Here is a 12,509-nt window from a genome sequence, read left to right as displayed (position 1 = left end):
ACCACGCGTTCGGTTCAACTCTTCTGAGTGGTGGAGGAGCAATGCCTGACCTATCGCAACAGCTCGATGCACTCCGGCTCGCGGTGCCAGGTTGCCAGCTCGCGGCCTATGGTGATCTGGTGACCGGCCTGGTTTTGCGTAGCAGCAGTGCCAAAAGCTACCCTCAGGAATACCTCGACGCTTTGTGCTTACAGGCCCAACAGAGCTTTCTTTTGCTGGATGCGGCGCTGAATGCAGGCAATCAAGAGCATTCTTCCGCCTCCGAAGAGATTTTGATGCTGTCAGCGGGTGAAAAGCGTATTTTCTTTCGGGGTTCAGATCACGCAGATGACACACTTCTATGCGTTTGCGAAGAGATCATAGAAACCGAAGCCCTCAGCCTGGCCGCACGGAACCTGATCACACAGATTGAGGGCTTTAGCTAATGGCGGAAGCGGCCTTGACACAGATGTCGCAGACAAGCCTGGGACCGAATGAGCTGCTTCGGATCATGCATCAGTTTGCCCAACCTGTTGAAGGACCTAAGAATGGTGCTCTTCCAGAACGGCTTTGCCCCACCACTCTGAGTGCAACGATCTTGCAGGAAATTCGCGAAATTGTGCTGCCCCGCCATCTCTCCGTTCAAATAGACCACGAAATTGTCGCCGATCTCTGCGTCGCGCAGCGCCGACTTTCCTATTTTGCTCTCTGCAACGGTGAAAATGTGGAAGGGATTATTGGTGGTGAACCTGAGCATCCGGAAGAAGCTGCTACGATTTTTGCTACTCGTTTGAAACGTCTGGAGGAGCTGATCAAGGGGCAACCTTACACCATTTCTCGCTCTCCATGCACTATGCCAAGCAATACCGGAAGCTGCAGCGTTGATATGCTCGCATCTCATCTGGATCGAATTGGAAATCAGCAACCAATTGAGAGTTTTCATGCCTTGGCACAGGCACATGCTGACTGCTGGATGCGCTGCGATATACAGAACACAGTATTGGAGACATCTGGTCAGGAACCCCTGCTCCATCAGTTAAAAGCCGTGAGAGACGCCTTTTCCTCCAGTGCCACACAGTCTCTTCCAGCCAAGATGCCTCCTTCACAGCCGGAATGTCTGCTCCTGCCGATCTCTTCGGAACAAAAAATCCTTGTCACCACGGATCAAAACGGGCGCTTTCTGTCTCTTCACTCCAAGGAAAGTGCCAAAGCGCTGCTGGAAGAGTGGTCCAGACAAGCACGGTGAGTTCCTAGAAACTTTTTTGCAGCTAGAACACAGCTCCTGGAAAATGAGACAAGTTTTCCGGGCTGCATGTCGTCCGGCTCACTGTCTTCAGAAATCAAAGGTTTCAAGCCAGTTGCACACGAACCGGAACACCATTGAAAGCCGCGTTGCCGCTAACTGGGTCCATTCGGCTATCATCAGTCAGGTCATTAATTGAAACCGTTAATTCCCTTGTGGCATTCCCCATCGTAGTATTGCTTTGGCCCCACCCTTGCGGGATCGACACCACACCAGGCATCATTTCGTCTGTGACCTCAGCAGGCAGGGTGATTTCCCCGACCCTGCTCGCGACCTCTACATCTTGTGAATCTGAGATACCCAGACGATAAGCGTCCTTCGGGTGCAGCTGTAACGTGCATCTATTGCGCCCTTTGACCAACCGCTGGCTATTCTGAGTCCAACTGTTATGACTACGTACTTGCCTGCGTCCAATCATAAGAAGCGGAAACGCTTCATTCTCCTGTGGTTCAAAGGCAAGCAGCCTAGGCAGATCTTCCAGGAATACATCCGGCGCCAGATCAATTAGTCCATCAGGGGTTTCTAGCCGATGCTGAATATTCGGAACCAAGGGGCCAAGATCCACAGCTCCTATAGGTGCCGTCAGCAGTCCATCGACCGAGACATCCTTGCCGTGGAAGCCCTGTGGCAGAAGCATCTCCAGCACCTGCCTGGGTGATGGCCCGATACTGTTGGCACCACTCAGACGGGCTGCTAGTTGCGCGATCACCTGCCATTCCTGTGGGTTGTTATTTGGGGGCTCAAAGATAGCTTCAGCAAAGGCCGCAGTATTGCGCACCGCAAAGCTATGAAAGACCATGTCATAGACCACCTCTTCCAAGGCGACGGTGGCAGGCAGGATCAAATCTGCATGGCGTGTGGTGTCATTGATGTGGATATCGATCGACATCATGAAATCCAACCCCTCCAAAGCCTTGGCGATCCGTTGACCATTGGGGGCCGTCAACACCGGGTTGCCAGCAACGGTGATCAGGGATTTGATTTGGCCCTCTCCGGGCGTCTCCATCTCTTCTGCCATCACAGAAATTGGGAATTCGCCATTGTACAAGGGCTGCCCAGAAACGCGTGAGCGTTTTTCAGGATAACTCCGCTGTTGCCCCTTACGGCTGGTCATACCAACATAGTCGAGGGCCGGTGTTGTGAACATCGCACCACCAGCTCGGTCAAAATTACCCGTAACAATATTGAGCGCATTGCTGGCCCATTGGCAGAGGGAGCCGAAACTCTGGGTTGAGGCGCCCATTCTAGCATAGCTCACTGCGGAGCCCGCCTTGGAAAAGTCCTGCGCGAGTTGCGAAATTTGCGATGCTTCAAGCCCGGTCATTTGGGCTGCAACCTCACAGGTAAAGGGCAAAACCGCTGCCTGGAGGGCTTCAATCCCTTTTACATTGTCATTTAGCGCACCAAGGTCCACCAATCCTGAAGCAAAAACCTCATGTATCATCGCCAACAAGAGGTAAGCATCAGTCTCTGGTCTTATCGGCAGGTGTTCTCCGGCCTTTTTTGCCGTCTCAGTCCGGCGAGGGTCTACGACCACGACACGGCCGCCACGGGCTTTGATCTCATCCATGCGACGACCAAAGCCGGGTGCCGTCATCATCGAACCATTGGAGACAACAGGGTTGCCTCCCAAGATCAGCATAAAATCCGTGCGCTCCACATCGGGAACTGGAATGAGCATCGGATGCCCAAGCATATGGATCGACGTGACATGATGTGGGATTTGATCCGCAGTTGCAGAGGAATACCGGTTCACGGTCCCAAGCGCTTTAACCAGCTTTGGTAGGTTCAGAAGATTACCAAACTTATGCGCATTGGGATTACCCAGATAAATTGCAGCAGCGTCCTTACCATGGGTTTTCTGCGCCGCTGTGAGTTGTTCCACCGCAAAATCATAAGCTTCTTCCCAGCTCACAGGCTGGAAAACACCGTCGACCTTTTTCAGTGGTTGTGTAACCCGATCCGGATCGGTTCGAAAATCCTGAAGTGCAACCGCCTTAGGGCAAATATGTCCGCGTGACAAAGGATCATCGGGATTTGCTTTGATGGAGACAACATCGCTGTCATTGTATCTTACAACTAGCCCGCACATGGCCTCACAGATGTTACATGTCCTGAATTGGGTCTTTTCGTGGCTCATGGCTGCGGTCCTCGACTAGCTGTTTTTGCTTTTCGTCCTTTTCAATTGGAAGCCTAGAACAGCAAAGATCATCTGTGCAGGTGTGAAACCCAGCGATTTGGTTCTCTGACTGGACGTTACTTCCTCAGAAAGTGGGGAATATCAGCCACAAGGCAACTTCCCTAGCGGCAGCCTGGGACCAGGCGTTCTCCTAGATCGCACGGACAAACCTACCCTACCGCCGCAAGGCCTGCCCCCCGATGGCGCTGGAAACCTCGGCTGCTGCTTCAATAACCACCGCCCCAATCTCGCTGATATGATCTCTGGAAATTCTACTGGTCGGCCCGGAAACGGAGAGGCCTGCAACTGCTTCCTGATGCATGTCAAAAATGGGGGCAGCAATGCAGCGCATGCCTAAATTCTTCTCCTCATCGTCAATCGCATAACCTCGATCTTGGATGAGCAAGAGGTCCTGCCGCAAATGGCCCGCATCAGTAATTGTTTGCGTCGTGAACTCGGCAAGAGGATGCTCTTTCAGTACACGCTCCAATCTTGAGGGCTCCATTTCTGCCAAAAGCGCTTTACCAATACCTGAGGCATGCATCTGCGAAAGCGTGCCTGGTGGGAAAAAGGCGCGGATGCTCTCGTGGGTTTCCACCTGACTGAGAAAAAGCACCATGCCACCTTTCTCTACGCCCAGATTTGCGGTCTCTCCGGTCTGCTCCATCAGCCGCCGCAGAATGGGGCGGGCGCGTTCCACCAGGCTGGTTCGGCGCAGAAAGCGCGCGCCGATCACAAAGGCCTGAGCCCCGATGTGCCAGGCCTGGGTTTCCGTCTCGAACTCCACTAGCCCGCGTCCCTCCAGCGTGGTCAGAACCCGGTAAAGCGTGGCCGGCGACTGCTGCAGATCCTGTGCCAGCTCCGACAGCGGCTTGCCCTGCCCCTCGCTCAGAAACTCCAGCACCATCATCGCCCGGTCCAGCGATTTGATGGTGTTCTGGGCAGTCTTATCCTCCCAGTCCCGGGGTCGCCCGCGCGCCCGGCGGGGGGATTTTGAGGGATTATCTTGAGATTCCAAAAGATGCCTCTGATTTTCAATGAAACTCACTTTCACAATATGAAAAATACAAGGCTTTGGCAAATATGTATTTTTCCGCCCCGCTCCGATCCCAAATCCAATTTCAAAAAAATGTCCTCCCCTGCGGGAGGGGCCTAGATTGGATTTATCGACTCAAGGAGACGAAGATGAGTTTTCAAAATCCGGTTTTCATTCCCGGCCCGACCAATATGCCCGAAGCGCTGCGCAAGGCGGTGGACATGCCGACGCTCGACCACCGTTCGCCGCTGTTCGGCCAGATCCTGCACCCGGCACTGGCAGGGGTGAAGAAGGTTCTGAAGAGCGAGAGCGCAGAAATCTTTGTCTTCCCCTCCACCGGCACCGGCGGCTGGGAAACCTCGATCACCAACACGCTGAATGCCGGCGACAAAATCCTGGCGGCACGCAACGGCATGTTCAGCCACCGCTGGATCGACATGTGCCAGCGCCACGGCCTGGACGTGCAGGTGGTTGAGACCCCCTGGGGTGAAGGCCTGCCCGCGGACCGCTACGAGGAAATCCTGACCGCCGACAAAAACCACGAGATCAAAGCGGTTCTGGCCACCCATAACGAGACAGCGACTGGCGTGAAATCCGACATCGCCGCCGTCCGCCGCGCGCTGGATGCAGCCGGCCACCCGGCGCTTTTGTTTGTGGATGGCGTCTCTTCCATCGCTTCGATGGATTTCCGCATGGACGAATGGGATGTCGATATCGCCGTCACTGGCTCGCAGAAGGGCTTTATGCTGCCGCCGGGCCTTGCCATCGTGGGCTTCTCGCCCAAGGCGATGAAGGCGTCCGGGACCGCCACACTGCCGCGCACCTTCTTTGATATCAAAGACATGGCCAATGGCTATGCCGCTAACGCCTATCCCTACACACCCTCAGTCGGCTTGCTGAACGGGCTGAACATGGCCTGCGGCATGCTCTTGGACGAGGGGCTGGAGAATGTCTTTGCCCGCCACCACCGCATCGCCGAGGGCGTGCGCGCCGCAGTCCGTGCCTGGGGGCTGGAGCTCTGCGCAGCATCGCCGGAGGTCTATTCCAACAGCGTCAGCGCCATCCGCACACCTGAGGGTTTTGACGCCAATAGGTTCGTTAGCCTCGCAGCTGAGAAATACGGCGTCGCATTCGGTACCGGGCTGGGTGAGGTCGCGGGCAAGGTCTTCCGCATCGGCCACCTGGGCAGCCTGACCGACGTTATGGCGCTCTCCGGCATTGCAACCGCTGAGATGGTCATGGCCGATCTGGGTCTGGATATCCCGCTCGGCTCGGGCGTTGCAGCGGCACAGGATTACTACCGCGGCCACGAGGTCTCGGCCTCGAAAGTCGCTGCGTAATGAAGGATACCGCAATGTATATCCCCACCTATGAGGACATGCTGGCGGCGCATGAGCGCATCCAGCCTCATATCCGCCGCACCCCGGTGCGCACCTCCGCTTTCCTGAATGAGCTCACTGGGGCGGAGCTGTTCTTCAAATGTGAAAACTTCCAGGAGCCGGGCGCTTTTAAGGTGCGCGGCGCCGCCAATGCGGTCTTTGGCCTGGATGACGCGCAGGCAGCCAAGGGTGTGGCGACGCACTCCTCGGGCAACCATGCCTCCTGCCTCTCCTATGCGGCCATGTTGCGGGGCATTCCCTGCAACGTGGTGATGCCGCGCACCGCGCCGCAGGCCAAAAAGGACACCGTTCGCCGCTACGGCGGGCGCATCACCGAATGCGAGCCTTCAACATCGTCGCGCGAAGAAACCTTTGCCAAGGTGCAGACGGAAACCGGCGGCGATTTTGTGCATCCCTATAATGACCCCCGCGTCATCGCGGGCCAAGGCACCTGCGCCAAAGAGTTCGTCGAGCAGAGCGATGGCTTCGATATGGTTGTGGCCCCCATCGGCGGCGGCGGCATGATCTCGGGCACCTGCCTCACACTCTCGACCCTGGCGCCGGAAATCCAGGTAATCGCCGCAGAGCCGGAGCAGGCCGATGATGCCTACCGCAGCTTCAAGGCCGGCTACATCATTGCCGATGATGCACCCAAAACCGTGGCGGACGGCCTCTTGGTGCCGCTGAAAGAGCTGACCTGGCACTTTGTCAGCAACCACGTGAGCGAGATCTACACCGCGTCTGATGCGGAGATCATCGAGGCGATGAAGCTGATCTGGAAACACTTGCGTATCGTGATGGAGCCCTCCTCAGCGGTGCCGCTGGCCACCATTCTGAAAAACAAAGACGCCTTCGCGGGCAAACGCGTGGGCCTGATCGTCACTGGCGGCAATGTCGATCTCGACAAGCTGCCCTGGATGAACAGCTAATAAGGGGAATAGAAACATGAACGTACAAATCAATTTCGACGAGCTCGAAGTCGGCTATGACGTGCCCGCCGTTCCGGGCATGGACGAAGCTGACATCCAGACCCCGGCACTGGTGCTGGACCTAGACGCGCTGGAGCGCAACATCAAGAAGATGGGCGACTACGCCAAGGCCCATGGCATGCGCCACCGGGTGCATGGCAAGATGCATAAATCAGTGGATGTGGCCAAGCTGCAGGAAACCCTGGGTGGCGCTGTTGGCGTCTGCTGCCAAAAGGTCTCTGAGGCCGAAGTCTTTGCCCGCGGCGGCATCAAGGACGTTCTGGTCTCCAACCAGGTGCGCGACGTACAGAAGATCGACCGCCTAGCCCGCCTGCCCAAGCTCGGCGCCCGGACCATCGTCTGCGTTGACGATCTGGACAATGTGGCGGATCTCTCGGCAGCCGCCCAGAAACACGGCACCGAGCTGGAAGTATTCGTCGAGATCGACTGCGGCGCCGGCCGCTGCGGCGTCACCACCACCGAAGCCGTTGTCGAAATCGCCAAGGCGGTGAACGCGGCTGAAAACCTCAAGTTCTCCGGCATCCAGGCCTATCAGGGCGCGATGCAGCACATCGACAGCTACGAAGGCCGCAAAGAGAAGCTGGACATCGCCATCGCCCAGGTGGCCAATGCGGTCGAAGGCCTGAAGAGCGAAGGCATCGAATGCGAGCTGGTCTCCGGCGGCGGCACCGGCTCCTACTACTTCGAGTCGAACTCGGGTGTGTATAACGAGCTTCAGTGCGGCTCCTATGCCTTCATGGACGCGGATTACGGCCGCATCCTGGACAAGGATGGCAACCGTATCGACCAGGGCGAATGGGAAAACGCCTTTTTCCTGTTCACTCAGGTGATGAGCCACGCCAAGGCCGACAAGGCCATCGTGGACGCAGGCCTCAAGGCGCAGTCGGTGGACAGCGGCCTGCCCTTCATCTTCGGGCGCAATGATGTGGAATACATCAAATGCTCGGACGAGCACGGTGTGGTCTCTGATCCGAACGGCGCTCTGAAGGTTGGCGAAAAACTGCGCCTGGTGCCCGGTCACTGCGACCCGACCGCCAATGTGCACGATTGGTACGTCGGCGTCCGGAACGGCAAGGTTGAGAGCGTCTGGCCGATCTCGGCCCGCGGCAAGGCCTACTAAGTAACCCTTCCCCGACTGGCGGAGGTGCGCCTGGCGCCCTCCGCCGGCTTTTTGGGAATAACTTCGCCCCGGCGCCCGCCCCTTCCCAAGGGAGGGCGCTTACGCTTCCTCCCAGGGTCGACCGCTGCCCTTTGGCAGATCAGGCTGATCCAAGAGCTCCCAAGGAGACACAGAGATGTATATCGTTCCCGAACGCGAGATTGCCGGGCTGATGACCCGCGAAGCATCCTTTGCGGCCGTCGAAAAGGTCTTTGCCGCCATGGCCGCCAAAGACGCCTATAACTTCCCGGTGATCCGCGAAGCCATCGGCCATGAGGATGCGCTTTATGGCTTCAAAGGCGGTTTTGACCGTGCAGGCCAGACCCTGGGCCTTAAGGCCGGCGGCTACTGGCCCAACAACCTGGAAAAACGCGGGCTGATCAACCACCAGTCCACCGTCTTCCTGTTTGACCCCGATACCGGCAAGGCGAGCGCCATGGTGGGCGGCAACCTGCTGACCGCCCTGCGTACCGCCGCCGCCTCTTCGGTCTCGATCAGCCACCTGGCCCGCAAGGATGCCAAGGTGATCGGCATGATCGGTGCCGGCCATCAGGCCAAGTTCCAGCTGCGCGCGGCCCTGGAGCAGCGCGAGTTTGAAAAGGTCATCGGCTGGAACCTGCACCCGGAGATGCTGCCGAACCTGCAGGAGGTTGCCGATGAGGCCGGACTGCCCTTTGAGGCGGTCGAGCTGGACGGCATGCGCGAGGCGGATGTGATCATCTCGATCACCTCGTCCTTTGACGCGATCCTCGGCGCGGATCAGGTCAGCCCCGGCACCCATCTTGCCTGCATGGGCACCGACACCAAGGGCAAGCAGGAGGTAGATCCGGCGCTGCTGGTCAAAGCCACCGTCTTCACCGATGAGGTGGCGCAATCCATTTCGATCGGCGAAGCCCAGCATGCCATCGCCCAGGGGCTGATCGGTGAGGGCGATATTGCCCAGCTGGGCGCGGTGATCAACAAGGCGCATCCGGGCCGCCAGTCGGACGAGGAAGTGACCCTTTTCGATGGCACTGGCGTCGGGCTGCAGGATCTGGCGGTCGCCAGCGCCGTTGTCGATCAAGCGGTAAAAACCGGCATCGCCATCGAGGTCGATTTCTAAGTACCGCTTCTGCAGTGGCACAACTGAGGTGCCTCATGAGCCACCTCAGTTGTTTCCGCTTGCCCAAAGCTAGGCCATGGCTAATCTGACAAAGGCCAAACAACCATTACCCTTAGTCAGATTGAGTATAGCTTGCCAAAACTACCCCATGTGACCTGGCTGCGGGCTTTTGAGGCGGCCGCGCGACACAATAGCTTTGCTGCCGCTGCTGAAGAGTTGAACCTCACCTCAGCAGCGGTCAGTCAACAGATCCGAAACTTGGAGCAGCATCTCGGCGCACAGCTATTTCGCCGGTTGCCACGGGGCGTGAACCTGACTGACCAAGGGCAAGCCTATGCCCAAACGATCAGCAAGTCCTTTGAAGACATTCTACTTGCCACCAACGGGCTCTTTGACAATGAGCGCAATAGCATCGTGCGTGTACGTGCGTCGATCTCCTGTGCAGCACTAGTACTGGCCCCAAGACTAGTTGATTTCAAATTAAAACACCCAAATGTGCAGCTAGAGGTTACCACCTCTGTCTGGGCAGACCACTTTGACGAAGACAAATTGGATGTTGATATTCGATTTGGTCTCGGCAATTGGCAAGAAGGGCAGATCCTGCATCTGGGACATGAAACGGCCGTTCCTGTCTGCCATCAAAAGTACGCAGAACACCTCTCCCACAGCATAGCCTCACGCGACCTATCGAACGCTAAGCTGATCCGGATACTCGGGTCAGAAACGGATTGGAGCAAACTCTCTGCCATGCATGGACTGAACCTGCCTCCTATGGTGGATTGGATGCGCGTAGACTCCTCGCTGATTGCGCTTCAAACCGCCGCTGCGGGAGAAGGCTTCACCATGGTATTGGAGAATTTTGCCCAGCAATACCTGGATTTGGGCCTGCTTGTGGCACCAACGCCCTACCGTTTGCCAAAGCGGAGATCCCACTATTTGGTCATCAATGGCCCGTCTAGCAAACGAGAGGAAGTGAGAGCGTTTTGCACCTGGGTTCAGGCACTCTACCAGTCTCTACCCTAACCCTGGAACCGGTTCCCCCTCGCCCAAGGTTGATGAGATACAGTCAGCGCGTGCCGCGTTCGTGATCAAGACCCCAATGAAAATAGTAAGCACACGACATATTTTGTTTATATTTTTCAAATTGTTAAACAAGCCCTTCAGCTCAAAGAAGATCCAAGTCGGAAAAGGCAACCTCAGGACTGTTCAAATTGTTGACGGCGAATCAGCGATTCGTTAATAAATGATTAATACAGGCGAAATTACTGGAGTTCTTACCTTGCGGGCATGCCTGTGTTGCAGGGTAAGAAGTGAATAGTTCAGTGTTGAAAACAAAAAATAACGATCAGGCGAGCACCCACCAGCTCCAACAGGCCAGTCCCTCTTTCCAGGTCAACACAGTCGTGGCCAAGGGCAGCATTCGTGTTTCCCCCCACCGCAAATTGCAGGTTGTTGCCTCAGGCGGAACACCGGAACCCACCGATGAAAGCTTGAGCCACAAGGTTGAAACAATACCGCCTGCTGCATCGCCGAAAGTCGTAGAACCAAGCGATGCTATCACCTGGGCACCCGTCGAAAAAATCGCGATTGAGGATCAACAACTGGAGCAAATTCAAACCAGTAACGGATCGCCCATGAAATTAATTAAGCTGATTGCCGCCGCTGCGGCTCTAGGAGTGACCGCGATTGCACTTGCATTCTTGCAGTTCTCGGATGTAGACGAAGCGGCACAGACCGTCGAAAATGCCGCGGCACCGCTCAATCCTGTGGTGACTGCAGCAGTCGCTAGCACTCCAACGGGACCAACTGCGGCTTCTGGTGTGTTGGATTCCGATGGCAATGATCTGGTAGCTCAGATCACCGCGGGTACACTGGCCGCCCTGCGCAAAAACGCTGAATCCGCAACGGCGCAGGCAACCTTGGCGTCGGCAGAACCGACCACCGCGGGCGGGTCGACTGCAAAGAATGCTCTTTACAATATGGTTTTGCAGGCCATCGAGCAGGGGCAATCGGTTCAGTACATTGACCGCATGATCAATGAAGCCCACCAGAACAAATCGGTGACAGTCCCCGCTTTGCTTCTTACAGACAACAATCGGGTCGACACCCAGGCGCTACTGACACTCTTCACCGGCCAATAAGAGCCAGGAATTTTCGGGGTTGGATGCTGGCTGCATTCAAAACCTTTTGCGACGCCGCTGCCAAAAGCGGATCAACCAACAAAATAAATATAAAACCGGTTCAGAGCTTTCTGCATCTCTGGACAACCAGACCGGGTACCTCAGGGGGACAAATGAAGACACTACTTACCGCTGCCGCAATCGGCATTGCCGGATTTCTGAGCGCGCATTCCGCCTCCGCTGAAACTTGCGGTGGACACTACCGCGTGCAAGCTGGCGACAGCCTTTCGCTTATTGCGGATCGCCTTTACAAGAACGCCGGCGCCTGGAGCACTATCCACAGCCAGAATATCGGCGCCATTGGACCCAAGCCCAATGCCATCCGCGTCGGCATGAAGCTGCAACTCCCTTGTATCAATGGGCTTCCCACAGGTTTACCCGGTGGCAAGGAGATTACCAGCGCGACCCCTGTTGTTGCAGCTCCGATCACCGTGAGCCCTGGCAATGCCTCAGTCCGCCAAAAGATCAACCTGCTGACAGGGGATGATTATGCGCCCTTTACGTCCAAGTCCTCCCATAACGGCGGCCTGATCACTGACGTACTACAGGCTGCAATGACCAAGGCAAACCCTGCTGAAGGTTTCGCCATCCACTGGGTCAATGATTGGGGTTCTCACTTCGATCCCCTTCTCTCCAACGCCCTATTGGATGTCGGCTTCCCATGGTATCGCCCTGATTGCGACACCATGCCCGACAGCTATCGTTGTGTGAACTTCTTGTTCTCAGAACCAATGTTCGAGACACTTATGCTACTCTTTGTGGACAAGAACCGTCCGTTCACCTTTGAAAGTGATGCAGACATGGTTGGCAAGACTCTTTGCCGCCCCAATGGCTATTTGACTTTTGATCTCGAAGGATCCGGTCGTCGCTGGCTTGCAGATCAGAAAATCACCCTGAAATCGCCGCACACCGTCAAAGACTGTTTTGACATGGTTCTTGCGGGGGATGCAGATTTTGTTGCTATTAATGAATTCACTGGCCGCTCGGTCATGAAAGAGAACGGCTATGGAGACAAGTTCAATGTCTTGCCCCAGCCTCTCTCAATTCTGCCGATCCATGCTGTAGTCCACAAAACGCACCCTCGCGCCGAAGAGATGATGGCGCTGGTGAGCAAAGGTCTAAAAGAAATCCGCGACGATGGCACCTATCAGGCGATTATCGAAGACCACCTCTCGCGCATCTGGGCTGAGTTCTAGGAGGGCG

The 12,509-nt window shown here is 56.3% G+C and carries 11 protein-coding genes; 9 read left to right on the top strand and 2 right to left on the bottom strand.

Features of this window, described 5'->3' with window-relative positions; translation table 11 throughout:
* Positions 1-41: 41 nt before the first annotated feature.
* Entirely contained in the window at positions 42-425 is a 384-nt protein-coding gene (locus RSK20926_RS19465) for a hypothetical protein (RefSeq protein ID WP_008209364.1), read from the top strand.
* Positions 425-1,225, top strand: coding sequence for a hypothetical protein (locus tag RSK20926_RS19460; RefSeq protein ID WP_008209363.1), 801 nt, complete (start codon positions 425-427; stop codon positions 1,223-1,225). The genes RSK20926_RS19465 and RSK20926_RS19460 overlap by 1 nt, the downstream gene beginning before the upstream one ends.
* A 103-nt stretch (positions 1,226-1,328) precedes the next feature.
* Here RSK20926_RS19460 and RSK20926_RS19455 read toward each other — a convergent pair whose 3' ends face one another.
* Both RSK20926_RS19455 and bhcR read right to left on the bottom strand, forming a co-directional pair.
* Positions 1,329-3,422 (bottom strand): molybdopterin oxidoreductase family protein, encoded by a 2,094-nt coding sequence (locus tag RSK20926_RS19455; protein ID WP_037255901.1) that lies wholly within the window; start codon positions 3,420-3,422, stop codon positions 1,329-1,331.
* Between the two features lie 214 nt (positions 3,423-3,636).
* Positions 3,637-4,479: an HTH-type transcriptional regulator BhcR gene (gene bhcR / locus RSK20926_RS19450; protein WP_037255942.1), complete on the bottom strand. Its 843-nt coding sequence runs from the start codon at positions 4,477-4,479 to the stop codon at positions 3,637-3,639.
* 167 nt (positions 4,480-4,646) lie between these two features.
* Here bhcR and bhcA point away from each other — a divergent pair, with 167 nt between their 5' ends.
* The 7 genes from bhcA to RSK20926_RS19415 all read left to right on the top strand — a co-directional run bounded on the left by bhcA (position 4,647) and on the right by RSK20926_RS19415 (position 12,502).
* A complete protein-coding gene (bhcA, locus tag RSK20926_RS19445; RefSeq protein ID WP_008209359.1) occupies positions 4,647-5,837 on the top strand; it encodes an L-aspartate--glyoxylate aminotransferase BhcA in 1,191 nt (396 codons plus the stop codon).
* Entirely contained in the window at positions 5,837-6,805 is a 969-nt protein-coding gene (bhcB, locus tag RSK20926_RS19440; RefSeq protein ID WP_008209358.1) for a beta-hydroxyaspartate dehydratase BhcB, read from the top strand. The genes bhcA and bhcB overlap by 1 nt, the downstream gene beginning before the upstream one ends.
* A 16-nt stretch (positions 6,806-6,821) precedes the next feature.
* Positions 6,822-7,985, top strand: a complete 1,164-nt coding sequence (gene bhcC / locus RSK20926_RS19435; RefSeq protein WP_008209356.1) for a 3-hydroxy-D-aspartate aldolase BhcC — start codon at positions 6,822-6,824, stop codon at positions 7,983-7,985.
* Between the two features lie 175 nt (positions 7,986-8,160).
* Complete coding sequence (gene bhcD / locus RSK20926_RS19430) at positions 8,161-9,126, top strand: iminosuccinate reductase BhcD (protein ID WP_008209354.1); 966 nt, start codon at positions 8,161-8,163, stop codon at positions 9,124-9,126.
* A 150-nt stretch (positions 9,127-9,276) separates the two neighbouring features.
* Entirely contained in the window at positions 9,277-10,149 is an 873-nt protein-coding gene (locus RSK20926_RS19425) for a LysR family transcriptional regulator (RefSeq protein ID WP_232281932.1), read from the top strand.
* Between the two features lie 287 nt (positions 10,150-10,436).
* Positions 10,437-11,267, top strand: coding sequence for a hypothetical protein (locus RSK20926_RS22210; protein WP_157133187.1), 831 nt, complete (start codon positions 10,437-10,439; stop codon positions 11,265-11,267).
* A 152-nt stretch (positions 11,268-11,419) separates the two neighbouring features.
* Positions 11,420-12,502, top strand: coding sequence for a LysM peptidoglycan-binding domain-containing protein (locus tag RSK20926_RS19415; protein WP_037255937.1), 1,083 nt, complete (start codon positions 11,420-11,422; stop codon positions 12,500-12,502).
* Positions 12,503-12,509 lie beyond the last annotated feature (7 nt).

The sequence above is a fragment of the Roseobacter sp. SK209-2-6 genome, from assembly GCF_000169455.1.
GTDB lineage: Bacteria > Pseudomonadota > Alphaproteobacteria > Rhodobacterales > Rhodobacteraceae > Pseudophaeobacter.
The sequence above is the reverse complement of the archived record's forward strand: the minus strand, read 5'-3'. Positions and strand labels throughout refer to the sequence as shown.

Coding starts and splice junctions, on each gene's coding strand:
- bhcA (WP_008209359.1), top strand. CDS start 4,647: ATGAGTTTTCAAAATCCGGTTTTCATTCCCGGCCCGACCAATATGCCC.
- RSK20926_RS19460 (WP_008209363.1), top strand. CDS start 425: ATGGCGGAAGCGGCCTTGACACAGATGTCGCAGACAAGCCTGGGACCG.
- bhcD (WP_008209354.1), top strand. CDS start 8,161: ATGTATATCGTTCCCGAACGCGAGATTGCCGGGCTGATGACCCGCGAA.
- RSK20926_RS19455 (WP_037255901.1), bottom strand. CDS start 3,422: ATGAGCCACGAAAAGACCCAATTCAGGACATGTAACATCTGTGAGGCC.
- bhcB (WP_008209358.1), top strand. CDS start 5,837: ATGAAGGATACCGCAATGTATATCCCCACCTATGAGGACATGCTGGCG.
- RSK20926_RS19465 (WP_008209364.1), top strand. CDS start 42: ATGCCTGACCTATCGCAACAGCTCGATGCACTCCGGCTCGCGGTGCCA.
- bhcC (WP_008209356.1), top strand. CDS start 6,822: ATGAACGTACAAATCAATTTCGACGAGCTCGAAGTCGGCTATGACGTG.
- RSK20926_RS19415 (WP_037255937.1), top strand. CDS start 11,420: ATGAAGACACTACTTACCGCTGCCGCAATCGGCATTGCCGGATTTCTG.